Source organism: Variovorax sp. YR752 (assembly GCF_943372545.1).
Window position 1 is genome coordinate 1 of record NZ_CALRZC010000035.1, and the last position, 25,560, is coordinate 25,560.

A 25,560-nucleotide genomic window follows, 5' to 3' on the forward strand; every position below is an offset into this window, starting at 1 on the left:
CTGCTCGTCACGGGCAACGAAGTGCGGGCGCCCGGCACGCCCAAAGGGCCCTTCGAAATCTACGACGCCAACTCCGTGACCCTGCGCGGCCTGGTCGCGCGCGACGGCGGCGTGCTCGAGTCGCACCAGAGGTTGGGCGACGACCCACAGGTCATCGCGCAGGCGCTCGCGGCGCCGGGTGCCGACGTGGTGCTCATCTCCGGCGGCTCCAGCGTGGGTGCCGAGGACCACGCGCCGCGCCTTCTAGCGGAACTGGGCGAGCTTGCGATCCACGGCATCGCGATGCGGCCCTCCAGCCCGGCCGGCATGGGGCGCATCGGCGACACGCTGGTCTTCCTGCTGCCGGGCAACCCCGTGTCCTGCCTGTGCGCCTACGACTTCTTTGCTGGGCGTGCGATCCGCCTGCTCGGCGGCCGGCCCGCCGACTGGCCCTACCCGCGCACGCGCGCCACCGTGGCGCGCAAGATCGTCTCGCAGGTCGGGCGCGTCGACTACGTGCGCGTGAAGATCGGTAGCGACGGGGTGGAGCCGCTTGCGCTCTCGGGTGCGTCGGTGCTGAGCTCGACCACGCGGGCCGACGGCTTCGTGATCGCCCCCGCCGAAAGCGAAGGTTTCGGGCCCGGGACCGACGTCACTGTTCATCTGTACGAGTGCCTGTGAAAGCCCAATCGCAATTTCTTGATGTCGTCACGCGGGACGAGGCCGAGCGCCGCTTCCGCGAACACCTGACCCTCGCGCCGCTGGGCCGCGAGACGCTTCTCCTGCACGCGGTGCTGGGCCGTGTGCTGGCCGAAGACGTGGTCGCCGCCATCGACGTGCCCGGCTTCGACCGATCCAACGTCGACGGCTTTGCCGTGCAGGCCGCCGACACCTGGGGCGCGATGGAAGAACAGGTGCGCGCGCTGGCCCTCGTGGGCGAGACGCTCGCGCCCGGCATCGTGCCGCAGCGCGAAGTGACACCCGGCCACGCGACCGCGATTGCCACCGGCGGCATGCTGCCGCGCGGCGCCGATGCGGTGGTGATGGTGGAGCACACCGACCTCGACCACGGCGACGTGCAGGTTCGCCGCGCCGCCACGGCGGGCGAGAACGTCAGCTACGCCGGCACCGACATCGCACGCGGCGAAACCGTGCTGCGCGCCGGCCAGCCGCTGAGCTCACGCGAGATCGGCGTGCTCGCGGCACTGGGACTGGCCGAGGTCAGCGTGTACCGCAAGCCGCGCGTCGCCATCTTCTCCACGGGCAACGAGATCGTCGCGCCCGGTGCGCCGCTGCCCACGGGCGCCGTGTACGACTCCAACGCCGCCATCATCGGCGCGGCGGTCGAGGAACTGGGCGGAGAGCCCGTGCGGCTGGGCGTGATTCCGGACGACGAGGCCCTGCTGTCGGCTGCGCTCGCACGCGGGCTCGAATGCGATGCCGTGGTCTTCTCGGGCGGCACATCCAAGGGCGAAGGCGACCTGTCGTACCGCGTGGTCGCGGCCCTCGGCGACCCGGGCGTCGTGGCGCACGGCGTGGCGCTCAAGCCCGGCAAGCCGGTGTGCCTGGCGGTCACGGGCGGCAAGCCGGTCGTGATCCTGCCGGGCTTTCCGACCTCGGCGGTCTTCACCTTCCATGAGTTCCTCGCGCCCGTGATCCGCGCCTTTGCGGGCCAGCCGCCCGAGCGGCGCGAGCACGTGGCGGCCACGCTGCCCCTGCGCGTGAACTCCGAGCGCGGGCGCACCGAGTATTTGCTGGTGGGCCTCGTGCCCACCGACGACGGCATGGCCGCCTACCCGATGGGCAAGGGCTCGGGCTCGGTCACCACGTTCAGCAGCGCGGACGGCTTCATCACCATCGGCCAGCACACCGAGATCCTCGATGCCGGCGCGCCCGTGCAGGTGCAGCGGCTGGGCCAGGGGCTGGACGCCGCCGACCTGATCTTCATCGGCAGCCATTGCGTGGGCCTGGACTGGCTGGCCGGCGAACTGATGCGCCAGGGCCTGCGCATCAAGGCCATGAACGTGGGCAGCACGGGCGGGCTGATGGCCGCAAAGCGCGGCGAATGCGACGTGGCGGGCATCCACCTGATGGACCCGGCCACGGGCGTCTACAACCTGCCGCTGCTCACGCCGGCGCTCGAGCTGGTGCCGGGCTATGGCCGCATGCAGGGCATCGTCTACCGCCCGGGCGACGCGCGCTTCGACGGGCTCGATGCCGCCACGGCCATCACCGCCGCGACCACGCAGCCCGGCTGCACCATGGTCAACCGCAACGCGGGCAGCGGCACGCGCATCCTCATCGACCGCCTGCTCGCCGGCACGAAGCCGTCCGGCTACGGCGTGCAGACCAAGTCGCACAACGCGGTGGCGGTGGCCGTGGCGCAAGCGCGTGCCGACTGGGGCCTGGCCATCGACACGGTCGCACGGCAGTACGGGCTGGGCTTCATTCCGGTGCAGGAAGAACGCTACGACTTCGTCGTGCCCAAGGCGCGGCTGGCGCGCGCGCCTGTGCAGGCCTTCGTTGCGTTGCTGCAGTCGGCGGCGGCGCGCGAGGCGCTGGGCCGGTTGGGCTTTCGCGTCGATCCTGCAGCTTGAGACCAGGACCGCCTTTTTCCACTCTCCAAAGGACCTTCCCGATGGCTTCGCGCAGACGCTTCACCCTTCTCGCCCTCGCTGGTGCGCTCGCCGGCACGTTGCTCGCGCCGATGGCGCAGGCGCAGGACAAGTTCATCGTGCTGGCGTCGACCACCTCGACGGAACAGTCGGGCCTGTTCAAGCACCTGCTGCCGCAGTTCACCAAAGCGACGGGCACCGAGGTGCGCGTGGTGGCCGTGGGCACGGGCCAGGCGCTGGACATGGCGCGCCGCGGCGACGCCGATGCGCTGTTCGTGCACGACCAGCCCGCCGAAGAGAAGTTCGTCGCCGAAGGCTTCGGCCTCGCGCGCCAGGCGGTCATGTACAACGACTTCGTGCTGATCGGGCCGAAGGCCGACCCGGCCGGCGTGCGCGGCAAGGACATCGCGGTGGCGCTCAAGCGCCTGGGCAGCACGGGCACGGCCTTCGTCTCGCGCGGCGACAAGAGCGGCACCCACTCGGCCGAGCTGCGCCAGTGGAAGCTCGCCGGCATCGACCTCGCCGCCGCCAAGCCTGCCGGCTACAAGGAATGCGGCTGCGGCATGGGGCAGGCGCTCAACATCGCGGCGTCGACCAATGCCTATGTGCTGTCCGACCGCGGCACCTGGCTCAACTTCAAGAACCGCGCCGACCTGGGCATCGTGGTCGAGGGCGACAAGCAACTGTTCAATCAGTACGGCGTGATCGTCGTGAACCCGGCCAAGCATCCGCACGTGAAGAAAGACCTGGCGCAAGGTTTCTCCGACTGGGTGGTGTCGCGCGACGGGCAGGCCGCCATTGCCTCGTACAAGATCGGCGGCGAGCAGCTCTTCTTCCCGAACGCGAGCCAGTGAGCGGCCGTCCGGTCGATGACGGCGGGGGCCGCCCGATGAGCACGGCCGCGCGAGTGCGATGAAAGCCGTCCTTCGATGAACACCATGACCGAAGGCTGGGCGCTGGCCTGGCGACTCATCGCCGCCGCCGACCCCGAACTCGTGCGCATCACCGCGCTCTCGCTGCAGGTGAGCGCGACGGCCTGCGTGATCGGTGCGGTGTTCGGCCTGCTGCTGGGCGCCTGGCTGGCGGTGGCGCGCTTCCCCGGTCATGCGCTGGCCGTGTGGCTGGTGAACACGCTGCTCGCCCTGCCCGCCGTGGTGGTGGGCCTGCTGGTGTACCTGCTGCTCTCGCGCTCGGGGCCGCTGGGCCAGCTGGGCATCTTGTTCACGCCGTCGGCGATGGTGGTGGCGCAGAGCGTGCTCGTCACGCCGCTGATCGCCGCGCTGTCGCGCCGGCTCGTGATGGCGGCGCTGGCCGATGGCGGCGACCAACTTCGCTCGCTGGGCGCCGGGCCGCTCACCACGTCGCTGTTGATGCTGGTGCACGACCGGATGGGCGTGGCCACCGTGCTGCTCACGGCGTTTACGCGCGCCATCGCCGAGGTCGGCGCCGTGATGATCGTCGGCGGCAACATCGCCGGCGTGACGCGTGTGATGACCACCACCATCGCGCTGGAAACCAGCAAGGGCGATCTCGCGCTGGCCCTGGCGCTGGGCATCGTGCTGCTGGCGGTGGTCGGCGCGGTCAACGGCGCCATCGGGCTGTTGCAGTGGCTGGCCACGCGCCCGCTGGGCGCCACCGCGACAGCCAAACCCCTTGCGGCGCCGCGGACGCCCGCCCCTCGCACGCGGGTGGCCGCCGAAGCGACGCCGCTGATCCGCGCCGAGAAGGTCACGGTGCGCTTCGGCCAGGTGATTGCGCTGAACGAGGCATCGCTGACCTTGCACCGGGGCGACCGGCTCGTGCTCGTCGGCGCCAACGGCTCGGGCAAGACCACGCTGCTGCGGCTGCTGCATGGCCTGCTGCCTTGCGAAGGCCGCTGCGAGCGCCTGCCGCTGCAGCCCCAGGGCCGCCTTCCGCGCGCGGCCATGCTGTTCCAGCGCCCCTTTCTGCTGAGCCTCTCGGTGTGGCGCAATGTCTGGATCGGCCTGTGGCTGTCGGGCGTGCCGGCCGCCGAACGCAGCGAGCGCTGCGGCCTGGCGCTGGCACGCGTCGGCCTGCTCGACCATGCGGCGCGATCGGCGCGTTCGCTGTCGGGCGGACAGCAGCAGCGCCTCGGCCTGGCACGCGCCTGGGCGCTGCAGCCGGACATCCTGTTCCTGGACGAGCCGACCGCCAGCCTGGACCCCGGCGCCAAGAACGAGATCGAGGCCCTCATCGAAGAGGTCGCCAACAGCGGCGTGACGATCGTGATGAGCACCCACAACCTCGGGCAGGCCAAGCGCCTGGCCACGCGCGTGGCGTACCTGCATGCGGGACGCATCGTCGTCGAGCGGCCCGTGGCGAATTTCTTCGACGCAGAAGACCTGCCGCCCGAGGCCGCCCAGTTCCTGCAGGGGGAACTGGGATGGCACCTTCGGCCCTAGCGTCGGCGGGCTTTGGGCGGTTCTGCGCGCCTCGCTTTCGCTTACATGGCCTCCCGCTCCAGCGAGGCAAAATGCTGCGATGGAAATCACTGTCGCGGTGTCACTGCCGACATTCCTTCCGGGCCTGCAGAGCGGCCACCGGCCACTGCGTGCGCCTGCCCAGCCACACCGCCGACCGGCCGCGAAGCACGCGGCCCCCACGCCACAAATAACCTAGAGCCCTCATGAAAATAGCCACCTGGAACGTCAACTCCCTCACGGCGCGCCTGCAGCATGTGCTCGACTGGCTCATCGCCAACCCGGTCGATGTGCTGTGCCTGCAAGAGCTCAAGATGACCGACGACAAGTTTCCGCTCGAGGTGCTGAAGTCGGCCGGCTACGAAGCAGCGGTGTTCGGCCAGAAGACCTACAACGGCGTCGCCATCCTCAGCCTCGCGCCCATGCGCGACGTCGTGAAGAACATCGAGAACTTCGCCGACGAGCAGTCGCGCGTGATCGCCGCCACCATCGACACGCCCTCGGGCCCGCTGCGCGTGCTGAACGGCTACTTCGTGAACGGCCAGGAGCCGGGCAGCGAGAAGTTCGCCTACAAGATGAAGTGGCTCGACGCACTGCACAACTATGTGGCCCGCGAGCTCGCGGCGCACCCCAACCTCGTGCTGCTGGGCGACTTCAACGTCACGCCCGAAGACCGCGACAGCTTCGACCCGGTGGGCCTGAAGGAAACGATCCATCACACGACCGAAGAGCGCGACCACTTCAAGGCGCTGCTCGGCCTGGGCCTGACGGACAGCTTCCGAATGTTCGAGCAGCCCGAAAAGAGCTATTCGTGGTGGGACTACCGCATGCTGGGCTACCAGAAGAACCGCGGCCTGCGCATCGACCACATCCTCGTGAGCGAGCCGCTGCTGCCGCGCGTGAAGGGCTGCGTCATCGACCGCGTGCCGCGCAAGTGGGAAAAGCCGAGCGACCACGCCCCCGTGGTGCTCGAACTCGGCCCGGGCGCCTGACGGCCATGACGACGCCGATCGCCGCACGCCTCGCCCGCTCTGCCGCGATCGCCGCTGCGGCGCTCGCGCTGGCCGCCTGCTCGGTCTTGAAGCCGGGTGGCGGGTCGGAAAGCGGCACGGGCAGCACATCGCCCGGCGGCGCAACCGCCACAGAAGGCAGCCGCGACGTGCCGACCGTGCGGCTCATCACCGCGCAGACGCCCGCCATTCGCACCTACCGCAAGACCGGCGCGCGCCACATCTACAAGGCCTACGCCAGCCGCATCTACAAGGGCAAGATCCCGCCGCTGGTGTACGCCGTGGTCGTGGTCGAAACAGAGATCGATGCGAACGGCAAGATCACCAATGTGACCTTCAGCCGCGTGCCCAGCCATGCGCCCGAAGTGCCGCCGATGATCGCGGACCTGATCAAGGCGACCTCGCCCTTGCCCAGCCCCGGCAAGCTGGGCGGCCACACCTACGTCGACACGTGGCTCTGGGACAAGAGCGGCAATTTCCAGCTCGACTCCCTCACCCTCGGTCAACGAAGCCGGTAATAAAAAAAGGCCCTGGGAGGGCCTTTTCATTCGATACCGAGTTCCTGGATTTTCCGGGTGATGGTGTTGCGCCCGATGCCCAGCTTCTGCGCCGCCTCGATGCGCCGCCCGCGCGTGTTGGCCAGCGCGGTGAGGATCAGCCGCGATTCGAAGCGGCGCGTGAGCACGTCCCACACGTCGGTGCGGCCTGCGGCGAGCAGGGCCTGAGCCTCAGCTTCAAGGCCGCTTTCCCAGGCACTGGGGCCGGTCGGTGTGCCTGACGCTGCCTCGGGAGCGGCGGCAATCGGCGCCGAAGCGTCGCGCTCGACAGCCAATGGCGCTGCAGCCTGCACGGGCGCCGCAACCTCGGCCACTGCCGCATGCACGTCCGCCCCGCTGACCGCCATCACCTCGGGCGGCAGGTCCTTCGACTCGATCAGTTGCGCCGGCGCCATCACGGTCAGCCAGTGGCAGATGTTCTCGAGCTGGCGCACATTGCCCGGGAAACCGAAGGTCGCGAGCTTGGCGAGCGCGGCGTCGGAGATTCGCTTGGGCTCGACGCCCAACTGCCGCGCGCTCTGCTGCAGGAAGTGGCGTGTGAGCGCGGGCACATCTTCGCCGCGTTCGCGCAGCGCGGGCAGGCGCAGGCGGATCACGTTGAGGCGGTGGAACAGGTCTTCGCGGAAGCCGCCGAGCTTCACGCGCTGCTCCAAGTCCTGGTGGGTGGCGGCGATGACGCGCACGTTGGCCTTGACCGAGTTGTGGCCGCCCACGCGGTAGAAATGACCGTCGCTGAGCACGCGCAGCAGGCGCGTCTGCAGGTCGAAAGGCATGTCGCCGATTTCGTCGAGGAACAGCGTGCCGCCCTCGGCCTGTTCGAAGCGGCCGCGGCGCATGGTCTGCGCGCCGGTGAAGGCACCGCGCTCGTGGCCGAAGAGTTCGCTCTCGAGCAGGTCCTTGGGAATGGCGGCGGTGTTGATCGCCACGAAGGGGCCGTTGGCGCGCGGCGAGTGCTTGTGCAGCGCGCGTGCCACCAGCTCCTTGCCCGAGCCCGATTCGCCGGTGATGAGCACCGTGACATTGCTCTGCGACAGCCGGCCGATGGCACGGAACACGTCCTGCATCGCGGGCGCCTGCCCGAGCATCTCGGGCGCGGCGACCATGCGCTCTTCGGACACCTCTTCGCGCTGGCTTTCGTCGACAGCGCGGCGGATGAGTTCCACGGCGCGCGGCAGGTCGAAGGGCTTGGGCAGGTACTCGAAGGCGCCGCCCTGGAAGGCCGAGACCGCGCTGTCGAGGTCGGAGAAGGCCGTCATGATGATGACCGGCAGGCCGGGGTGCTTGGCCTTGATCTTGTCGAGCAGGTCGAGCCCCGAGCCGCCCGGCATGCGGATGTCGCTCACCAGGACCTGCGGGCCCTGCTGCTCGTCACCCTCGGCCTGTTCGAGTGCGGCCAGCACTTCGCGTGTGTTCGTGAAGCTGCGCGTGGGCATGTCTTCGCGCAGCAGGGCCTTCTCGAGCACGAAGCGTATCGATTGGTCGTCATCAACTATCCAGATCGGCTTCATGCATCTCCTCTGTTGCCGGGGCTGCCCTAGGGCAGCGGAATCAATATCTTGAAATCGGTTCGGCCCGGGACGCTGTCGCACTCGATCACGCCGTGATGCTGCTGCACAAAAGTCTGCGCAAGCGTCAACCCCAGCCCGGTTCCGCCTTCCCTGCCCGAAACGAGCGGATAGAAGATGCGGTCCTTGATCGTGTCCGGCACACCCGGTCCATTGTCGATGACATGCAATTCCAGTGCCAATCGATACCACTGCTTGTTGAAGATCACTTGTCGGGCCACGCGGGTCTTGAAAGTGATCTGCGCATCGCCCGCCGCGCGGCGCTCGGCCAGGGCCTGCGCCGCGTTGTGCGCGATGTTGAGCGTGGCCTGGATGAGCTGCTCGCGGTCGCCGCGGAACTCGGGAATGGAGACGTCGAAGTCGCGCTCGATGTGCAGGTCGCGCGAGAACTCCGCCAGGATGACCGAGCGCACGCGCTCGCACACCTCGTGGATGTTCACGTCGCCCACCACGTGCGGACGGCGGTGCGGCGCCAAGAGCCGGTCGACCAGCGTCTGCAGCCGGTCGGCCTCGTGAATGATGACCTGGGTGTACTCGATGAGGTCGCGCGACTCGACCTCCATCTGCAGCAGCTGCGCTGCGCCGCGAATGCCGCCCAGCGGGTTCTTGATCTCGTGCGCGAGGTTGCGGATGAGTTCCTTGTTGGCCTGCGCCTGGTCGATGAGGCGCTCTTCGCGGTCCTGGCGCACCTGCTGCTCCAGCGGCGACATCTCGATGATGAGCTCGCCCTTCTTGTCGCCGTGCGCCAGCGTGACCTGCACGGGCATCAGCTCGTGGTTCACACGCCGCAGAAAAGCCTCGTAGCGCAGCGTGGCGAAGTCGTTGCTGCTGGCACCGTCGAGCGCGGTGCGCAGCACCTGCGGCTCATGGAAACAGGCGCCGAACTGCGAGCCCTCGAGCGTGCGCCGCGAGGTGCCCAGTGCGTCTTCGAGGCCTGCGTTGGCGAACAGCACCGAGCCGTCGCTGTTGACCACCGCGATCAGCGTGGACAAGAGGTCGAAGGCGCGAAAGCGCGGAGTGGCGCCAGTCGCCTTCTTCCCGAACACCATGGTGACGCCGTTTACTGCGCTTGCGGCTTGCCGGGCAGGCGGCCGATTTCGCGGCGGATGCCGGCGATGTCGCTCTCGTTGCGCGCGAGTTCGGCCTTCATTTCAGCCACGCGGTCGAGGTACTTCTGGTAGTTGCGGCCTTCGCTGCCCTGCTTCTCGGGCTCGCCGTTGTTGTATTCCTTCTTGAGCTCGGTCTGGCGCGCCTCGGCCTTGCGCAGCTCGGTTTCGAGCACCGAACGCGCCTCGCCGTCGCGCGCACGCTGGTCGACGCCTTCGACGCGCGGACTGCCTGCCGGCGCACGCGCGGCCGATGAACCCGAGCCCGACGACGCGCTGCCACCACCACCACCGGAAGGCTTTGTGCCCTGCACGACGGTGACGTTGCCGCCTTCCATGACCTTGCAGCCCTTTTGCTGGGCCACGGTGGCGTTGTTGGTGTACTCGTTGCCGCAACGCCAGACGCGCTCTTGCGCGAGCGCCGCCGAGGCGGTGGCGAACGAGGCGGCGGCCAGGAAAATCAGGGAGGCAGTCTTCATTTGAATCCGGAGAGGGCGCGACAAACGCGCATTTTGATGCAATTCGGGCGCCCTCACGATGGGATGTTCCGCACCAAGGAAAAAGGACGGCCGGGGCCGTCCTTTTGTCTTACCTGCCCGCCGAGACGGGCTGGGTATTGCACTTTTTACAGCGAGTAGTACATGTCGAATTCGACGGGGTGCGTCGCCATGCGGAAGCGCGTGACTTCCTGCATCTTGAGGTCGATGTACGCGTCGATGTACGAGTCGGTGAACACGCCGCCCTTGGTCAGGAACGCACGGTCCTTGTCCAGGTGCTCCAGGGCCTGGTCCAGGCTGTGGCAGACGGTCGGGATCAGCGCGTCTTCTTCCGGCGGCAGGTGGTACAGGTCCTTGCTGGCGGCTTCGCCCGGATGGATCTTGTTTTCCACGCCGTCCAGGCCGGCCATCAGCAGCGCGGCAAAGCCCAGGTACGGGTTCATCAGCGGATCGGGGAAGCGCGCTTCGACGCGGCGGCCCTTCGGGTTGGCCACGAACGGGATGCGGATCGAGGCCGAGCGGTTCTTGGCCGAGTAGGCCAGCTTCACCGGGGCTTCGAAGCCGGGCACCAGGCGCTTGTAGCTGTTGGTGCCGGGGTTCGTGATGGCGTTCAGGGCACGGGCGTGCTTGATGATGCCGCCGATGTAGTGCAGCGCGAAGTCAGACAGGCCTGCGTAGCCGTCGCCGGCGAACAGGTTCTTGCCGTCCTTCCAGACCGACTGGTGCACGTGCATGCCCGAGCCGTTGTCGCCGACGATGGGCTTGGGCATGAAGGTGGCGGTCTTGCCGTAGGCGTGGGCCACGTTGTGGATCACGTACTTCTGCAGCTGGACCCAGTCGGCGCGCTGGACCAGCGTGCTGAACTTGGTGCCGATTTCGAGCTGGCCGGCGTTGGCCACTTCGTGGTGATGCACTTCGACCGGGATGCCCAGCGATTCGAGCACCAGGCACATTTCCGAGCGCATGTCGTGCAGGCTGTCGACCGGGGGCACGGGGAAGTAGCCGCCCTTGACTGCGGGACGGTGGCCGCTGTTGCCGTGCTCGTATTCCTTGTCGGTGTTCCACGAAGCTTCTTCGGAATCGATCTTCACGAAGCAGCCCGACATGTCGTTCTTCCAGCGCACGCCGTCGAACACGAAGAATTCGGGTTCCGGACCGAAGAAGGCGGTATCGCCCAGGCCGGAAGCCTTCATGTACGCCTCGGCGCGCTTGGCGAGCGAGCGCGGGTCGCGCTCGTAGGCCTTGCCGTCGGCCGGATCGATCACGTCGCAGGTCAGGATCAGCGTCGTTTCTTCGAAGAAGGGGTCGATGTTGGCGGTGTTCGGGTCGGGCATGAGCTGCATGTCCGAGGCTTCGATGCCCTTCCAACCGGCGATGGACGAACCGTCGAACGCGTGGCCCGAGGTGAATTTGTCTTCATCGAAATGCGACACGGGCACGGTGACGTGCTGCTCTTTGCCGCGGGTGTCGGTGAAGCGCAAGTCGACGAACTTGACCTCGTTTTCCTTGACGAGCTTGAGTACATCGGCGACGGTCTTTGCCATCAGTTTCTCCTGAGTTGGATGGTGGTTAGGAATACGGGAACGGAAGGATGCAGTTTCTGTGCCATTGTCACCCCGCCGGATGAGGCCCGGGTGACGGCCCAGGGGCTGCCGGAAAAGGAATTAATCACCAAATTGGTGCGATACGAATTAACGCACCAATTCAGGGCCAAGCTTCGCATCAAAGCTGTGCAAGCCTTCGATGAGTTGGCCATAGGCGGCATCGAGCAGCCCGGGGTCGCCCTTGACGCCCAGCTCGATGTGACGCCCGTACTGCGGGTGATCCACGCTGGGGAGGCTGAACACCTTGATGCCGGCGTGGGCCTGCTCGATGGCCTGCATCAGCGGCGTGAGGGTGGCTTCCATCGCACCGAAAACGATCACGGACTTCTCGGCGATGGCGTTGCGGGTGAACAGATCGGCATAACGGCTGTCGAGCACCGACTCGATCATCGGCCAGGCCATGACCGGAAAGCCCGGCACGAAATGCACGTGCTCGACGCTGAAACCCGGAATCTTGTTGTACGGGTTGCGGATGATCGACGCGCCCTGCGGAAACACGCCCATGTTCAGGCGGTGAATGTTGTCGGCCCGGTCGGGCTCGTAGGGCACACCCTGCTCCTTGGCGGTGTCCTGCATGCGCTCGCGGATCAGCACTTCGGCTTCGGGGTGCAGCGCCAGCGGCACACGCAGGGCCTGGGCGGCGCACTGGCGGGTGTGGTCGTCGGGCGTGGCGCCAATGCCGCCGGTCGAGAACACGATGTCGCCCGAGGCGAAGGCGCGCATGAGCGCCGCAGTGATCCGCGTGGGCTCGTCGCCCACGTACTCGGCCCAGCCCAGCTGGAGGCCGCGCGCGGCCAGCAGCTCGATGACCTTGGCCATGTGCTTGTCGGCCCGCTTGCCGGAAAGGATCTCGTCGCCGACGACGATGAGACCGAATGCGCGTGTCATGGTGAACCCCATTGAGAAAGAGCGGCCTTGTTGGCCTCGGTGGCTTCGGCCGCCTCGAGGGCCGGTGCCTCGCCGCTGCCGGTTGCGGGCTGCAGCGCGGCGCGCTGGGCGCGCATCTGGGCCAGCGCGTCCAGGCAGTAGTGGGCGAACCAGAGCGCAGAGAAAGCAAAGACCAGCGTGTAGATCCAGATGGCGATCGGCACCAGCACGAAGAAGGCGGCGGCGAACAACAGGCCCGAGGCCCAGACGATGCTCGGGGCGGCGCCCAGGTAGCCGCACAGCACGCCGATGCACAGCAACGGCAGCCGGTGGGCGCGCAGCAGCGCGGCGCGTTCTTCAGGGCTGGCGTGCTCGGCCAGCGCGTCGAAGCTCATCACCCGATAAGTGAGCCAGCCCCAGATCAGCGGCGGCAGAATCAGCACCAGCGGCGGAATGAGCCACAGCGGCATCGACACCACCAGGGCGATCAGCGCCAGCACGGTGGCGGCGAGCGAGCGCAGCACGCTGCCGAAGAAAGAGGCGCCCTTCTTCTGCTCAAGCGTCGGAAAGCGCCGTTCGGCCGCGAGCTTGGTGAGCGCCGGCGCCATGAAGCCGGCCACGATCAGCAGCGACAGCACCACGATCAGCGGCGTGACGCCGAACACCACCACCAGCGGCGCCAGCGCGGCCGTCACATCGCTCGAGAAGAGGCGCCCGATCCAGGCCCAGAAGCTGGACAGCAGCGGCCAGGCGTCGAGGGCTTCGCGCGTCCAGACGACGGCCGCGTCCCAATAGAAGTAACCGAGCCCCGCGGCCAGCAGCACCATGAGCGCCAACGGCAGGAGCGACAGCACGATCACGCGCGGGAGCATGCAATAGGCCACCGCGCGCCAGAAGGAGTCGAGGAGCAGGCGCATGAGGTTCGAGGATAACGTAAGGCCTCTGCGCCCTGGCCGTGCCTCGCAGCGCGCTCAGGCGCGGCCGAACAACCGCTTCAGCCCCAGCCACTGCTGCGACCAGAAGCCCTGGCCGTAGTCGCGCGGCCGGCCGTCGGCGCCGGGCTCGACCTGGTCTCGGATGCCGGTCGGGTCGTAGCGGTTTTCGAAGTTGGCGGTGCGAAAGAGCATGTCCCACCAGGGCAGCAGCACGCCGAAGTTGTGGCCGCCCAGCGTGCTCTTGCCGTGCGACTCGTGGCCCAGCCCGATGCTGTGGTGCAGCCGGTGAAAGCGCGGGCTGACCCACAGCCGCTCGCCGATGGCACCGAAGCTCAGCCGCAGGTTGGCGTGCTGCAGGCTCTCGCTGAGCTGGGTGAAGGCCACCACGGCGATGAACTGGCCCGGCGCCACGCCGATCAGCTGCGCCACGATGACGATGAGCGTGTCGTGGATCACGTCGTCGAGCAGGTGGTTGCGGTCGTCGCTCCACATCGTCATCTGGCGCTGCGAGTGGTGCAGCGAATGCAGGCTCCACCACGCGTTGAAGTGATGCTGGCCGCGGTGAATCCAGTAGCCGACAAAGTCGAGCACCACGAGGTAGATGGCAAAGGCCACCCACGGCACGTCGGTCACGCCGGGCCAGACCTCGTCCAGGTGGAAGGTGCCCCACCCCGCCATGCGCAGGTTGCCGAGCAGGTCGTCGAACAGCGGCTGCAGCGTGAAGAACAGCGCCAGCCGGAACAGGCCCAGCCGGTGGATCAGCGTGTAGAGCACGTCGATGCGGATCGCGCGGCGGTCGGTCACGGGCTCGACCGCGCGCCAGCGCTGCAGCGGGCCGATCACGGCCAGCAGCACCAGGATCTGGATCACGCCGACCAGCAGCCAGCCCGTGGCGTCGAAGGCGTCCTCGGCCCAGCCGCCCAGGCCGATGGCGTACACCAGCGGCTGCACGGCGGTCTCGAAGAGCCAGCCCTGCATGGCGGAAAAAACGTCGGTCAACCAATCGATCACGGCGAAAACTCAGGATTCAAGGGTGGGAGGCGATCCAGGCGCGGTAGTCCGGGTGCTGGCGCAGCGTGCGAAAGCAGAAGCCCTTGGCCTTCAGCCCGACGATCAGCGGTTCGAGGTTGGCGGGCGCCCACGGGTCCTTGCGCGACCAGATGCCCAGGTGCGCCAGCAGGATGTCGCCGGGGCGGATGCCCGCAAGCGCCTGCGTCAGCAGCTTGGGGTTGGGGAACGTCTCGCTCGGCAGCTCGTCGCCCAGGAAGCCGGCGGGCGACCAGCCCACGTGCGCGTAGCCGCAATCCTTGGCGGCCGCCAGCAGCGCGGGCGAGGTCTTGCCGCCCGGCGCGCGGTACAGCGGCAGCGGCTTCTTGCCGGTGATGGCGGCCAGCCGGTCGGACGACTTGCGGATGTCGGCGCAGTACTGGGCCGCGCTCCAGACCGACTCTTTCCCGGTCTGCGGGCCGGCGGACGGCTTGATGCGAAAGCTGGGCGGCGTGCCTTTGACGTCGCCGCGCCAGTAGGCGTGGTCGTAGGTGTGCGAGCCGAACTCGTGGCCTTCGGCCGCCCTCGCCTTCCACCACGGCGCCCAATGGTCGTCCAGGCTGTCGCCGTCGGTCTGGGTGCGCTCGGCGGCGGCAAAGAAAGTGACGCGTACGTCCTGTCGCTTGAGCACGTCGGCCACCAGCGGGGCGATGCCCATGTGGCCGGTGTCCAGCGTCAGGTAGACCGGCTTGTCGCAGGCGGCGGCTTCTTGCGCTCCGGCCGCCGGCACGGTGGCGCAGGCCAGCGCCGCGACAGCCAAGGCGACACCCGCGGTGCGCACCCGCTCAGGTCCGCTTCGCATGGTCCAGCGTCCAGACGCCGTGCGGCGAGCGGCCGACGTTGACCTGCCGCACGACCTTCTGGCTCGCCAGGTCGACCACGGTGAGCTTCTTGGCCCAGCGCGAGGTCACGTACAGCGTCTTGCCGTCGGCCGACACGTCCATGCAGTCGGGGCCGCCCGGCACGTTGTAGGTGGCGACGACCTTCAGCGTGGTCAGGTCGATGCGGCTGATGGTGTTGGCCACCCGGTTGCTCACGAACACCGTCTTGCCGTCGCCGGCCGAGCGGAAGGCGTGGGCGCCCTTGCCGGTGGGAATCTTGCCGACCAGCTTGGGCTGGGCGCCGGCCACGTCGAACACCTGCACGCCGTCGCTGCCGGTGAGGCCCACGAGCAGCGTCTTGTCGTTGTGGGCGCCGAAGATGTCGGCCGGCATGGCGCCGGTGGCCATGCGCCAGCGGACGGTCTGCGTCGGCAGGTCGACCGCAATCAGCTCGTCGCTGTCCTGCATGGTGACGTAGGCCACGGTGCTGGTGTTGTCGATCCAGATGTGGCTGGGCGTCTTGCCGGTGGCGATGCGCTTGGCCAGCTTCAGGTCCTTGCCGTCCCAGCGGTACACGTCGACGTGGTTCAGGCGGTTGGCCGCCGTGACGAACCACTTCATGTCGCGCGAGAACTGCAGCTGGTACGGGTCGATGATGCCGTACACCACGCGCTGCACCTCGGCCGTGCGCGGGTCCAGGAACGTGAGCGAGTCGCCTGCCGAATTGGCCACGATGACCGACTTCTCGTCGGGCGTCATGTAGATGTGGTGCGGCTCCTTGCCGGTGGGAATGCGCTGCTTCTCGGTCCAGTCGACCGGGTTGATCACGCTCACGCTGGCGTCCAGCGAATTGAGCACAAAGACCGGTGGGGGGGCCGGCGGCGCCGCCGCGGCGGGGAGGGTCACCAGGGCTGTCAGGCAGGACAGCAGGAAGGCCGCGATGCGGCCATTCGGACGGGCAGGGAGTCGCAAGGGAAGGTTCCGGGAGAGGGTTAACAATCTTAACGGTCGAACCCGACAAACAGCTGACCACCGGCGCCCTCTCCCCCGCTGTCGGGCCCGGCGCCTTGACCTATGTCAAGCGGCCCGGGGCACCGGCGCCCGCAATTGGGCCACCTGCTCGGCCGTGAGCCAGCGCCATTGCCCCGGCGCCAGGTCGTCCGGCAGCGCCAGGCCGCCGATGCGCGAGCGGTGCAGGCCCTCGACCCGGTTGCCGACCGCGGCCAGCATGCGCTTGACCTGGTGGTACTTGCCTTCGGTGAGCGTGAGCCGCAGGTGCAGCGGGCTGTCCGATTCGCAGGCGGCTGCGCGCACGGGCTTCGGATCGTCGTCGAGCACCACGCCGGCCAGCAGCTTGGCGATCTGCGTCTCGTCGATCGGGTGCTTGGCCGTCACCTCATAGACCTTGGGCACGTGGTGCTTGGGCGAGCCCATCTTGTGGATGAACTGGCCGTCGTCGGTCAGGAGCAGCAGGCCGGTCGTGTCCTGGTCGAGCCGGCCGATGGCCTGCACGCCCTGCACGGCGCCCTTGTTGGGCCGCAACCGCAGCGGCGACGGCAGCAGCGTGTAGATGCTCGGGTAGGTCGAGGGCTTCTGCGAGCACTCGGTGCCGGCCGGCTTGTGCAGCATCAGGTAGGCCTTCTCGTGGCAGGCCCACTCGGTGCCCTGCACGGTGAACAGCAGGCCTTCGGGGTCGAGGTCGGCAAAGGGATCGGTCACGGCCGTGCCGGCAATGCTCACGTGGCCTTGCTGGACCAGGCCCGCGCACACGCGGCGGGTGCCGAAGCCCTGGGTATAGAGGATGTCTTGCAGGTGCATGAAAAATGAAAAAAGCGGCCGTGCCGACAGGGGCACGACCGCCTTCAAGTGTGCCGCAGGTTCAGTACCCGGCGGCCAAGCCCGTGTTGCGGCGCGGATCGTTGGCGCCGTAGAAGCGATTCGCGCCCACCGGCTTGCCGCCCAGCGAGGGCGCGCCGACGATGATCGCCGCCAGGTGGTTGGCCGGCTGCGGCACGCCCAGGTTGTGGCCCATGTCGGTCAGGATCTTGCGGGTGTCGGGGCTGATCGCGAAGGTCTCGACGTTGGTGACGTCGGGCAGCCACTGCTGGTGGAAGCGCGGCGCATCGACGGCCTCTTGCACGTTCATGCCGTAGTCGACCACGTTCAGGATCGTGTGCAGCACGGCCGTGATGATGCGGCTGCCGCCCGGCGTGCCGACCACGAACACCGGCTTGCCGTCTTTCGACACGATGGTCGGGCTCATCGAGCTCAGCGGGCGCTTGCCCGGCTCGATCTTGTTGGCCTCGCCCTGCACCAGGCCGTAGAGATTGGGCACGCCGACCTTCGAGGTGAAGTCGTCCATCTCGTTGTTCAGCAGCACGCCCGTCTTGTCGGCCGTGACCTTGGCGCCGAACCAGTCGTTCAGCGTGTAGGTGACCGAGACGGCATTGCCCCACTTGTCGGTGATCGAGTAGTGGGTGGTGTTGCTGCCTTCATGCGGCGCCACGCCGGGCTTGATGTCCTTCGACACGCCGGCCTTCTTCGGGTCGATGGCGGCGCGGATCTTCGCGGCGTAGCCCTTGTCGAGCAGGCGGTCGAGCGGGTTCTTCACGAAGTCGGGGTCGCCCAGGTAGCTGTTGCGGTCCACGTAGGCGTGGCGCATGGCTTCGATCTGGTAGTGCACCGACTCGGCCGAGCGGTAGCCCAGGTCCTTCAGCGGGTAGCCCTCCAGGATGTTGAGCATCTCGCAGATGATCACGCCGCCCGAGCTCGGCGGCGGTGCCGACACCACGCGGTAGCCGCGGTAGTCGCACTCGACCGGCGCGAGTTCGCGCGTCTTGTACTGGTCGAGGTCGGCCTGCGTGATGATGCCCTTGCCGGCCTGGCTCGACGCCACGATCGCCTTGCCGACCCAGCCCTTGTAGAAGCCGTCGGTGCCCTTGGCGCTGATTTCCTTCAGCGTCTTCGCCAGGTCTTTCTGCACCAGCTTCTGGCCGACCGCGAAGGGCTCGCCCTTGTTCAGGAAGATGGCGCCGGAGACCGGGTCTTTCTTGAAGTCGTTGGTGGCGGTGAGCAGCATGTCGATGTCGCCCTGCTCCAGCGCGAAGCCCTTGTCGGCCAGCTGGACGGACGGGGCGATGAGGTCGGCGCGCTTCATCGTGCCGTACTTCTCGCGTGCGTATTCCATGCCCGACACCGAGCCCGGCACGCCCACGGCGAGGTGGCCGTTGGTGCTCAGGCCCTTGACGACGTTGCCGTCCTTGTCGAGGTACATGTTGGCCGTGGCAGCCAGCGGAGCCTTCTCGCGGAAGTCGAGAAAGGTCTTGCGGCCGTCGGCCAGCTGCACGGTCATGAAGCCGCCGCCACCGAGGTTGCCCGCGGCCGGATACACCACCGCCAGCGCATAGCCCACAGCCACGGCCGCATCGACCGCGTTGCCGCCGCGCTTGAGCACATCGACGCCGACCTTGCTGGCCAGGTGCTGCGCGCTCACGACCATGCCGTGCTCGGCCGCGACCGGCGCCTGCGACGCGGCCTGCGCGCCGCCGGCCACCGCCCACGTGAGCGCGGCCGCAACGGCGGCGCGCAAGGTGGGGGTCCACTTGAAATGCTGCATGGAAAAGTCTCCTCTGTGCGTTGGATGAAGAATGAGGGAGGGGTGAACGGTGTGGGCCTTCAGGCCGTGAGCAGCGCCTTGCGCCGCAGGCTCTGCAGCGCCTGCACGACCTGCTCTTGTGCGAAAGCACCAAGCGCCGACGGGTCGGTCAGCGGCTGGTCGTCCTTGAGGAAGCGCAGGCGTTCGGCGCGCACTTCGTCGAGCAGGAAAGCGGCCAGCGCCTCGTGCGTGTGCGCTCCGTCGAGCAGCGGCGCCAAGCTGCGCTCGAGCACCGAGAGCGACACCGGCTCGTGCCACTGGTTGCAGACCACCGCCGACGTTTGCGATGCGGACACGCCAGCCAGCGCGCGCCGCACGGGTGCCAGCACCTGCGGCAACGCGGACACCGACGAAGCCGCCGGCACCGGCGTGCGCCGGATGCGCAGCGCACCCAGGATCAGCAGCTCCTCGAGCATGGCGAGCACGATGGGTTCGATGGCTGCGCGCGGCTCGCTGGTGAGCGTCATGACGGAGGCCAGCAGCGCTTCGGTCGACATCGAGCACGGATAGCTCGCGTCGAGCGCCTGCGCCACCGCCTTGTGCGCCGGCAGCCGCAACGTGACCTTCAGGTCGCGCAGCGCGGTGCAGGGCTGCTCGCGGGCGTCCATGGTGAGTGCATCACCATCATCCACGTGGAAGAGGCCGGCGAACTCGAGCGCGCGCAGGCGGGGCACTTCGAGGCGGTAGCGGATGTTCGCGGCGTTGCCCTGCTTCACCAGCAGCGTCTGACGGAAGGTGCGGTTGACGAGAAAGTCGAGGTACTGCTCCATCATCACCTGGCTGCCGCCGCATTCGCGCAGCAGCGGGTCGCGCACCTTCTCGCCGTAGTTCTGCACGAACATGGTCGAGGGCTCGGCGTCGCACAGGTAGGCCAGCCCGCGTGCCTCGGCGCGCGCGACGAACTCCTTGAAATAGCAGGGCTCGTTGCAGGGCTCGAGGAACTCGTGCAGCAGGTAGTAGTTGCCGGCGTTGCGCACGATCGGCATCGTCTCTTCGAGCGTCTTCTTGAGCACGCTGTCGGCCCGCGCCGATTGCTCGAGAAACTCGAGCATGCCGCGCGCGTACGAGAGCTTTTCTTCGGGCGAGTCGCGCGGGCCGCCGCGCAAGATCATCGCGTCGCGCACGATCTCGCGCGCCTTCCAGCCCGGGTACACGTTGTAGCTCACGTACACCACGCCGTTGGGCGCCAGGTTCTCGGCGCACACGCGCAAGATAGCGTCCTGCACCGGCCCCGGCACCCAGCTGTAGACGCCGTGGCAGACGATGTAGTCGAAGAGGCCGAACGAGGCGTCGATGTCGGCGATGTTGAAGGCCTTGAGCTCGATGTTCGACAGCCCCGCCTGGTCGAGCGCCGCGGCGCCCTGGGCCACCTGCACGCGCGACAGATCGACCCCGACTGCGCGCGCGTCCGAGTGGCGCACCGCGAACGGAATCAGGTTGCCGCCGGCGGCGCAGCCCAGCTCCAGCACGCGCGCTTTCTGCGGCGGCGGCGCATCGAGACCGAACAAGAAGGCCAAGGCTTCCAGGTGCTCCACGGCGGACTGGGGAAACGGGTGCGAGTCGTAGGGCACCGCATCGTAGTAACTGGTGAGCGTGGAAGTCAGAGAGTCCGGCACGAACGTCCTTTGGGGAGCGGAAGGGGCTGCAGCAGTGCTCGCAGACTATAGCCCCGTGCCCCGGCAAAAAGAAGCCGGCGCGGGTCGACCCGCCCTCCCCTCGGCGCGGACTCGTGCGCTTGCGCGACCTCTTTAGAATGGCCCGATGAACTGGCGCATCACTCTGTTTCCCCTGGCTTTGGTCATTGCCGGCTGCTCGTCGCCGCCCAACCAGATCGTTCCCTTCCGCGACAGTGTGCTGCGTGCCATGACCTACACCCAGGCCTCGGACTACTGCAGCGCCAAGAGCCAGGAGCCCAAGTGGCTCGGCAAGGCGCCCGCCGAATCGGGCGTGCTGTTCCAGTGCCAGTAAGCCGCTGCACCACGCAGCGCTGACGCCCGGTCCCGCAGATCAGGCGTCGATATCGATGAGCGCCAAGCCGCTCTCGCGGTCGCAGGTCTTGCGCAGGTAATCCGGCGACTCGACCAACAACACCTCCAGCGTGGGCTGCACGGTGGCCTGCAGCAGGTGGCCGCCGACTGTGCTTCCATCGCGCCTGCCCAGCACGACATGCGCATGCACCGTGGGCAGATCGCCATCGAGCGCAATGTCGCCGTTGAGGGACAGCACCTCGACCTGCTCCCCGACGGGAATGCGCTCGTACTCTTTGCGCTCCCAGTCGAAGTAACCCAGCACCGCCCCGCGCAGCGCGCCGATCGCGCTGAAGCGGCTGGCCGACAGGCCCTGCGCCTTCGCGAACTCTTCAAGCAGCGGCACGACCTCGTCGCCCGTGTCGAACACCAGCGCGATGGTGCGTTCCGGGCCGGTGTTGAGAACCTTGAATTTCATGGCGAGGCGTGTCCTTCCTGTCGTGTCGTGTCGTCGAAGCGTTTCGATGAAAGCGCGCCGGGGTCGTCAGCGCGGGGAGTTCTGCTTGCAGTCTTCGGCGGTGCCCCGGCAGTCGTCCTGGCGCGAAGGCGCCTTGCCCTCATCCGGCTTCGCGTCCTTGGTGTCCTTCGCGTCTTTGGCATCGGTCGGCGGCTTCTTCACCAGACCGGGGTCCCGGTCGGGCGGGGCCGGCTTCAGCAGCCGCGGATTGCCATGGGCGGGCGGCTTCACGATGAACTCGGGGTCGGGCTGCGCTTGCGGCGCGGGCGCCTTGTCGGTCGGCTGCGCCGCAACCGGCGCGGCAAAGAGCACCGCGATGGCGAGGCTTCCGATACACATGAATGTCGTTGGATTGCGCATGGCGTTCACCCATGGCCCGAAGGTTTCACCGAGATGGACTTGACGGTGTAGGCCTCGTTCGCCAGTGGCCGCAAGTCAGCGACGCGGTGCCCGGGCATTCCGTCAGGCGGAGATGACATCGTCCGAGGCAAGCCCGCAACTGCTGTCGTCGTTCATCGCCTTCGCGATGTGCGCTGTGGATGCTCGCCGTTGCCAGCACAGACATGCCCTAGCGATGGCCGACGGCGGGTTGTCGGTTTCCGCCTACTTGGCACGCGGCACAAACGCCAGAGCATGCGGCCTTCAGGCACAAGGATGCACAAGGAGCCACCCATGCAAGATTCACGCATTCCGGCCGCGGTGCTTGCGGCCCAGGGCAAGACCTCTTTTCCCGGCGCCTCGACGGCATACGCGGCCGCCCGGCAGGCGCTGCTGGCGGAAGAAATCGAATTCCGCCGGCACATGACAAGGCTGGGCGAGCAGCGGCGCGCGCTGCCGCCGGGGCCCGTCATCCAGAAAGACTACCGCTTCAAGGACGAGCAGGCCTTCGAGGTCGGCCTGGCCGATCTCTTCGGCGACAAGGACACGCTGGTCACCTACTTCTGGATGTATGGGCCGCAGCGCGAGCGCCCGTGCCCGATGTGCACCAACTGGCTCGGCGCGGTGAACGGCAACGCGGCCGACATCAAGCAGCGCGTGGCACTGAAGATCCTCGGGCGCTCGCCGGTGGAGCGGCAGTACGCCTTCGCCCAGGAGCGCGGTTGGCGCGACCTGAACTTCGTGCAGACGGTCGGCGACGACTACGCGAAAGACCTGGGCGTGCTGCACGCGGACGGCAGCGAGTACCCGGCGCTGGTCGTGTTCAAGCGCGACGGCGAGAAGGTGCGCTTGTTCTGGGCCAGCGAGATGACGCGCGAGATGGCCGACCCCGGGCAAGACCCGCGCGATGCGCCCGACATTGCGTCGCTGTGGTCGGTGCTCGACCTGACGCCCGACGGACGCGGCACCGACTGGTATCCCAAGCTGCAGTACTGAGCTACTGCGCGTGCCCGCTCAGTCCGCAAGACTGACGCGCACCTCACACCCCGGCGGCACAAAGATCTCGTCGCAGTTCGGCCCCACCCCGCCGCGGTCGATCACCACGAAGCTCGCCGGCTGCTGCGTGACCACCAGCGGGTGGTGCCAGACGCCGCGCGCGTAGTTCACGCCCTGCTTCCCGTCGGTGACGAAGGCGCGGATGTCTTCCACGCGCACCGCCTCGCCCGCCGGAGCCACCACCACGAGAAAGCGGCTGCCGTCCATCGGCACGAAGGCCTGGCTGCCCAGCGGGTGGCGCTCCAGCATGCGCACCGGCAGCGGCATCGCATAGGGCTGCGTCTCGAAGATGTTCACCAGCACGCGGCTGTCGCCGGGGCCCGGGTCCACGCGCGCGAGGTCGTGGAAGCGCGTGGTCATGCCCGCGTTGATCGACATCGACCGGCTGTGCGCGCTCTCGATGACGTCGCCGAACGCGGCGAAGGCCTCGCGCGTCAGCGGCTGCGCAACGAGCGCGAGCGACGCGGGCGTGCCCGGCGCCGGGGGCAGGAAAGTGGGGCTGGCAATCGTCAACGGAAACTCCTCGGCATTTGGTCCAACTGGTACTACCAGTATCCTTGCGATGCATCCGAACAGTCAATCGCCTGGCGTCAGGGAAATCGCTAGTGTCCAATGATGCGTGAAGCCTTAAGGTCTCGGTCGCGTTAAATCATACCGGTAATACCAGTTAATCCATCCCATCGACGCCTTCGAGGACCGCCCATGTCAACCACCACCCTTCATGCGCCGCTGCAGCCGGCCACCACCTCTGCTGCAGCGGAGAACGCGCTCTACAAGAAAGTGGCATGGCGGCTCATGCCGTTCCTGATGCTTTGCTACGTGGCCGCCTACCTGGACCGCGTGAACGTCGGCTTCGCCAAGCTGAACATGCTCAGCGACCTGCAGTTCAGCGAAACGATGTACGGGCTGGGCGCGGGCCTGTTCTTCATCGGCTACTTTTTCTTCGAGGTGCCGAGCAACCTGCTGATGCACCGCATCGGCGCCAAGGCCACCATCTCGCGCATCATGATCACGTGGAGCCTGATCTCGGCCGCGATGATGTTCGTGACCACGCCCACGCAGTTCTACGTGCTGCGCTTCCTGCTCGGGGCGGCCGAGGCCGGCTTCTACCCGGGGATGATCCTGTACCTCACCTACTGGTTTCCCTCGCACCGCCGCGCCAAGATGGTGGCGGTGTTCATGTGCGCGATTCCGGTGTCGGGCGTGCTGGGGGGGCCGCTGTCGGGCCTGATCATGGAGGCCATGCACGGCATGGGCGGGCTGCGCGGCTGGCAGTGGCTGTTCCTCGTCGAGGCGCTGCCGTCGCTGGTGATCGGCCTGCTGGTCATCGTGTACCTCGACAACAGCATCCAGGGCGCACGCTGGCTCACGGCCGAAGAAAAGGCCGTGCTCGCACGCAACATCGCCGCCGAGAACGCCACCAAGGGCGGCACCAGCCACATGACGCTGCGCGCGCTGTTCGCCGACCGCCGCATCGTGAAGATGGCGCTGATCTGCTTTTGCACGGTGATGGGCCAGTACGGCCTGACCTTCTGGCTGCCCACGCTGGTGCGCCAGTCGGGCGTGTCGGGCGCGTTCAACATCGGGCTGCTCACGGCCATTCCCTTTGCCGTGGCCATCGTCTCGATGCTGCTGGTGAGCCGCAGCTCCGACCGCATGCGCGAACGCCGCTGGCATTTGATCGTGCCCTTCTGCTGCGGCGCGCTGGGCCTCACGCTGAGCGCGATCTTCAGCAACAACGTGTACCTGTCGCTGGCCGCGCTGGCGCTGGCCGCGGGCGGCAGCCTGGCGACGTCGCCGCTGTTCTGGAGCCTGCCGACGGCCATTCTGTCGAGCGCGGGCGCAGCAGCCGGCATTGCGCTCATCAACTCGTTTGCCAACCTGGCGGGCTTCGTGAGCCCCTACATGATCGGCCTGATCAAGGACGCCACGAAGAGCACCGACATCGCCCTGTTCGTGCTGGCCGGCGTGCTGCTGTTCGGCGCTTTCCTCACCTACACGGTGCCGGCGAAGCTGGTCAACAAGTAGGGAAGGCCCGGGGTGCGGCCACAGTAAGATTTCCAGCTCCCGCCACTGCCGCACTTCGAACCGAAAACCGCCCATGCTCGCCTCCCCCGCCGTTGCCGCCACCGCCGCCCGCCTCATCCAGCAGCGGATCGCGGACGGCACCTACGTGGCCGGCGGGCTGCTGCCTTCGCAGCGCGACCTGGCCGAGCAGCTCGGCATCAGCCGTACGTCGCTGCGCGAGGCGCTGTCGACGCTGCAGGGCACGGGCCTCGTCATTCCGCGCCCCGGCAAGGGCATGTACGTGGCCGAAGACGGCGGACAACAGGCACCCGCGGCCTCCCCGGCCTGGAAGTTCGCCACCTCGCATTCGCTGCAGGACGTGTACCAGCTGCGCTTCGCGGTCGAGAACTTCACCGCGCGGCTGGCCTGCCTGGTCATCGAGGCGGACGACCTGGCCGCGCTGCGCGCCAACGCACAGGCGATGCGCACCTGCATCGACGCCGGCGATTTCACGCAGGCCACGCAGCTCGACTTCGACTTCCACATGCAGATCATCGGCATCGCGGGCAACCAGGCCATCGCCGAGATCCTGCGCAACAGCGCCGAGGTCATGCAGGAGAGCCAGCGCCTGCCCTTCTACAAGCGCGGCGCGCGCCATGCCACCTACGACGAGCACATGGCGATCATCGAGGCGCTGGCGCAAGGCAACCCCGCGCTGGCGCAGCAGGCGATGACGCAGCACATCGTGCAGGCCGCGCAGCGCGCGGGCGTGCACTTTCCGACCGGGCTCGAGGCGGCCTGACGCTCAGGCCCGCGCATCGACACGCTCGCTGCCGGCATCGACATAGACAGCCTGGCCAGTCGATCAGCCGATCGGCACCCGCATCACCGGCCGGACGGCCGCCCAGTGCCTGAACAATGAAACTTTGGCCCACT

The 25,560-nt window shown here is 67.8% G+C and carries 25 protein-coding genes; 10 read left to right on the top strand and 15 right to left on the bottom strand.

Annotated features, from left to right (window positions below):
* The 6 genes from AAG801_RS11045 to AAG801_RS11070 form a co-directional block, all read left to right on the top strand.
* On the top strand, positions 1-660 hold a 660-nt coding region (locus AAG801_RS11045), incomplete at its 5' end, for a molybdopterin-binding protein (protein WP_341888414.1).
* Complete coding sequence (locus tag AAG801_RS11050) at positions 657-2,576, top strand: molybdopterin biosynthesis protein (RefSeq protein ID WP_341888415.1); 1,920 nt, start codon at positions 657-659, stop codon at positions 2,574-2,576. The genes AAG801_RS11045 and AAG801_RS11050, both read left to right, overlap by 4 nt.
* A gap of 41 nt (positions 2,577-2,617) precedes the next feature.
* Entirely contained in the window at positions 2,618-3,448 is an 831-nt protein-coding gene (locus AAG801_RS11055) for a substrate-binding domain-containing protein (RefSeq protein WP_341888416.1), read from the top strand.
* A 75-nt stretch (positions 3,449-3,523) separates the two neighbouring features.
* Positions 3,524-5,017, top strand: coding sequence for an ABC transporter permease (locus AAG801_RS11060; protein WP_341888417.1), 1,494 nt, complete (start codon positions 3,524-3,526; stop codon positions 5,015-5,017).
* Positions 5,018-5,241: 224 nt separating this feature from the next.
* Complete coding sequence (gene xth, locus AAG801_RS11065) at positions 5,242-6,027, top strand: exodeoxyribonuclease III (RefSeq protein ID WP_101492001.1); 786 nt, start codon at positions 5,242-5,244, stop codon at positions 6,025-6,027.
* A 5-nt stretch (positions 6,028-6,032) separates the two neighbouring features.
* A complete protein-coding gene (locus AAG801_RS11070; RefSeq protein WP_192195867.1) occupies positions 6,033-6,563 on the top strand; it encodes a hypothetical protein in 531 nt (176 codons plus the stop codon).
* A 26-nt stretch (positions 6,564-6,589) separates the two neighbouring features.
* Here AAG801_RS11070 and ntrC read toward each other — a convergent pair whose 3' ends face one another.
* From ntrC to AAG801_RS11130, 12 genes are all read right to left on the bottom strand, one after another.
* Complete coding sequence (gene ntrC, locus AAG801_RS11075) at positions 6,590-8,110, bottom strand: nitrogen regulation protein NR(I) (protein WP_341888418.1); 1,521 nt, start codon at positions 8,108-8,110, stop codon at positions 6,590-6,592.
* 26 nt (positions 8,111-8,136) lie between these two features.
* The gene (gene glnL, locus AAG801_RS11080) at positions 8,137-9,216 is read right to left on the bottom strand and encodes a nitrogen regulation protein NR(II) (protein WP_101491999.1); all 1,080 of its coding nucleotides are present in this window, start codon (positions 9,214-9,216) and stop codon (positions 8,137-8,139) included.
* A gap of 11 nt (positions 9,217-9,227) precedes the next feature.
* Entirely contained in the window at positions 9,228-9,752 is a 525-nt protein-coding gene (locus tag AAG801_RS11085) for a hypothetical protein (protein WP_341888419.1), read from the bottom strand.
* A gap of 146 nt (positions 9,753-9,898) precedes the next feature.
* Positions 9,899-11,314, bottom strand: a complete 1,416-nt coding sequence (gene glnA / locus AAG801_RS11090) for a type I glutamate--ammonia ligase (RefSeq protein ID WP_101491997.1) — start codon at positions 11,312-11,314, stop codon at positions 9,899-9,901.
* A gap of 147 nt (positions 11,315-11,461) precedes the next feature.
* Entirely contained in the window at positions 11,462-12,262 is an 801-nt protein-coding gene (locus tag AAG801_RS11095; protein ID WP_341888420.1) for a molybdopterin-binding protein, read from the bottom strand.
* Positions 12,259-13,158, bottom strand: a complete 900-nt coding sequence (locus tag AAG801_RS11100; RefSeq protein ID WP_341888421.1) for an EI24 domain-containing protein — start codon at positions 13,156-13,158, stop codon at positions 12,259-12,261. The genes AAG801_RS11095 and AAG801_RS11100 overlap by 4 nt, the downstream gene beginning before the upstream one ends.
* A 54-nt stretch (positions 13,159-13,212) precedes the next feature.
* Positions 13,213-14,187, bottom strand: a complete 975-nt coding sequence (locus tag AAG801_RS11105; RefSeq protein WP_192195862.1) for a sterol desaturase family protein — start codon at positions 14,185-14,187, stop codon at positions 13,213-13,215.
* A gap of 16 nt (positions 14,188-14,203) precedes the next feature.
* A complete protein-coding gene (locus AAG801_RS11110; protein ID WP_341888422.1) occupies positions 14,204-15,025 on the bottom strand; it encodes a polysaccharide deacetylase family protein in 822 nt (273 codons plus the stop codon).
* Positions 15,009-16,016, bottom strand: coding sequence for a YncE family protein (locus AAG801_RS11115; protein ID WP_341888423.1), 1,008 nt, complete (start codon positions 16,014-16,016; stop codon positions 15,009-15,011). The genes AAG801_RS11110 and AAG801_RS11115 overlap by 17 nt, the downstream gene beginning before the upstream one ends.
* A gap of 105 nt (positions 16,017-16,121) precedes the next feature.
* Complete coding sequence (locus AAG801_RS11120) at positions 16,122-16,862, bottom strand: 16S rRNA pseudouridine(516) synthase (RefSeq protein ID WP_341888424.1); 741 nt, start codon at positions 16,860-16,862, stop codon at positions 16,122-16,124.
* Between the two features lie 61 nt (positions 16,863-16,923).
* On the bottom strand, positions 16,924-18,660 hold the full coding sequence (gene ggt, locus AAG801_RS11125) for a gamma-glutamyltransferase (RefSeq protein WP_341888425.1): 1,737 nt from the start codon (positions 18,658-18,660) through the stop codon (positions 16,924-16,926).
* A gap of 59 nt (positions 18,661-18,719) precedes the next feature.
* The gene (locus tag AAG801_RS11130) at positions 18,720-20,315 is read right to left on the bottom strand and encodes a methyltransferase regulatory domain-containing protein (RefSeq protein ID WP_341888426.1); all 1,596 of its coding nucleotides are present in this window, start codon (positions 20,313-20,315) and stop codon (positions 18,720-18,722) included.
* Positions 20,316-20,460: 145 nt separating this feature from the next.
* On the opposite strand from AAG801_RS11130, the gene AAG801_RS11135 reads away from it, so the two are divergent.
* The gene (locus tag AAG801_RS11135; protein WP_341888427.1) at positions 20,461-20,667 is read left to right on the top strand and encodes a hypothetical protein; all 207 of its coding nucleotides are present in this window, start codon (positions 20,461-20,463) and stop codon (positions 20,665-20,667) included.
* Between the two features lie 39 nt (positions 20,668-20,706).
* Here AAG801_RS11135 and AAG801_RS11140 read toward each other — a convergent pair whose 3' ends face one another.
* Positions 20,707-21,144 carry a PPC domain-containing DNA-binding protein gene (locus AAG801_RS11140; RefSeq protein WP_341888428.1) on the bottom strand — a complete coding sequence of 146 codons (438 nt, stop codon included), beginning with the start codon at positions 21,142-21,144 and terminating at the stop codon, positions 20,707-20,709.
* A gap of 66 nt (positions 21,145-21,210) precedes the next feature.
* A complete protein-coding gene (locus AAG801_RS11145) occupies positions 21,211-21,543 on the bottom strand; it encodes a hypothetical protein (protein WP_143713729.1) in 333 nt (110 codons plus the stop codon).
* Positions 21,544-21,855: 312 nt separating this feature from the next.
* Between AAG801_RS11145 and AAG801_RS11150 the strand changes: the two genes are divergently transcribed.
* Positions 21,856-22,557 carry a DUF899 family protein gene (locus tag AAG801_RS11150; RefSeq protein WP_341888429.1) on the top strand — a complete coding sequence of 234 codons (702 nt, stop codon included), beginning with the start codon at positions 21,856-21,858 and terminating at the stop codon, positions 22,555-22,557.
* 18 nt (positions 22,558-22,575) lie between these two features.
* Here the strand turns inward: AAG801_RS11150 and AAG801_RS11155 are convergent, their stop codons facing one another.
* On the bottom strand, positions 22,576-23,130 hold the full coding sequence (locus tag AAG801_RS11155; protein ID WP_341888430.1) for an ureidoglycolate lyase: 555 nt from the start codon (positions 23,128-23,130) through the stop codon (positions 22,576-22,578).
* 189 nt (positions 23,131-23,319) lie between these two features.
* Here AAG801_RS11155 and AAG801_RS11160 point away from each other — a divergent pair, with 189 nt between their 5' ends.
* Positions 23,320-24,645 carry an MFS transporter gene (locus tag AAG801_RS11160; RefSeq protein ID WP_192195854.1) on the top strand — a complete coding sequence of 442 codons (1,326 nt, stop codon included), beginning with the start codon at positions 23,320-23,322 and terminating at the stop codon, positions 24,643-24,645.
* A gap of 73 nt (positions 24,646-24,718) precedes the next feature.
* Positions 24,719-25,426 (top strand): FadR/GntR family transcriptional regulator, encoded by a 708-nt coding sequence (locus tag AAG801_RS11165; RefSeq protein ID WP_341888431.1) that lies wholly within the window; start codon positions 24,719-24,721, stop codon positions 25,424-25,426.
* Positions 25,427-25,560 lie beyond the last annotated feature (134 nt).

Excerpts from the sequence above, each read along its gene's own strand:
- xth (WP_101492001.1), top strand. The coding sequence starts at position 5,242 with ATGAAAATAGCCACCTGGAACGTCAACTCCCTCACGGCGCGCCTGCAG.
- AAG801_RS11120 (WP_341888424.1), bottom strand. The coding sequence starts at position 16,862 with ATGCACCTGCAAGACATCCTCTATACCCAGGGCTTCGGCACCCGCCGC.
- AAG801_RS11100 (WP_341888421.1), bottom strand. The coding sequence starts at position 13,158 with ATGCGCCTGCTCCTCGACTCCTTCTGGCGCGCGGTGGCCTATTGCATG.
- AAG801_RS11085 (WP_341888419.1), bottom strand. The coding sequence starts at position 9,752 with ATGAAGACTGCCTCCCTGATTTTCCTGGCCGCCGCCTCGTTCGCCACC.
- AAG801_RS11095 (WP_341888420.1), bottom strand. The coding sequence starts at position 12,262 with ATGACACGCGCATTCGGTCTCATCGTCGTCGGCGACGAGATCCTTTCC.
- AAG801_RS11060 (WP_341888417.1), top strand. The coding sequence starts at position 3,524 with ATGAACACCATGACCGAAGGCTGGGCGCTGGCCTGGCGACTCATCGCC.
- AAG801_RS11150 (WP_341888429.1), top strand. The coding sequence starts at position 21,856 with ATGCAAGATTCACGCATTCCGGCCGCGGTGCTTGCGGCCCAGGGCAAG.
- AAG801_RS11145 (WP_143713729.1), bottom strand. The coding sequence starts at position 21,543 with ATGCGCAATCCAACGACATTCATGTGTATCGGAAGCCTCGCCATCGCG.
- glnL (WP_101491999.1), bottom strand. The coding sequence starts at position 9,216 with ATGGTGTTCGGGAAGAAGGCGACTGGCGCCACTCCGCGCTTTCGCGCC.
- ntrC (WP_341888418.1), bottom strand. The coding sequence starts at position 8,110 with ATGAAGCCGATCTGGATAGTTGATGACGACCAATCGATACGCTTCGTG.
- AAG801_RS11160 (WP_192195854.1), top strand. The coding sequence starts at position 23,320 with ATGTCAACCACCACCCTTCATGCGCCGCTGCAGCCGGCCACCACCTCT.
- AAG801_RS11110 (WP_341888422.1), bottom strand. The coding sequence starts at position 15,025 with ATGCGAAGCGGACCTGAGCGGGTGCGCACCGCGGGTGTCGCCTTGGCT.
- ggt (WP_341888425.1), bottom strand. The coding sequence starts at position 18,660 with ATGCAGCATTTCAAGTGGACCCCCACCTTGCGCGCCGCCGTTGCGGCC.
- AAG801_RS11070 (WP_192195867.1), top strand. The coding sequence starts at position 6,033 with ATGACGACGCCGATCGCCGCACGCCTCGCCCGCTCTGCCGCGATCGCC.
- AAG801_RS11055 (WP_341888416.1), top strand. The coding sequence starts at position 2,618 with ATGGCTTCGCGCAGACGCTTCACCCTTCTCGCCCTCGCTGGTGCGCTC.
- AAG801_RS11135 (WP_341888427.1), top strand. The coding sequence starts at position 20,461 with ATGAACTGGCGCATCACTCTGTTTCCCCTGGCTTTGGTCATTGCCGGC.
- AAG801_RS11165 (WP_341888431.1), top strand. The coding sequence starts at position 24,719 with ATGCTCGCCTCCCCCGCCGTTGCCGCCACCGCCGCCCGCCTCATCCAG.
- glnA (WP_101491997.1), bottom strand. The coding sequence starts at position 11,314 with ATGGCAAAGACCGTCGCCGATGTACTCAAGCTCGTCAAGGAAAACGAG.
- AAG801_RS11140 (WP_341888428.1), bottom strand. The coding sequence starts at position 21,144 with ATGAAATTCAAGGTTCTCAACACCGGCCCGGAACGCACCATCGCGCTG.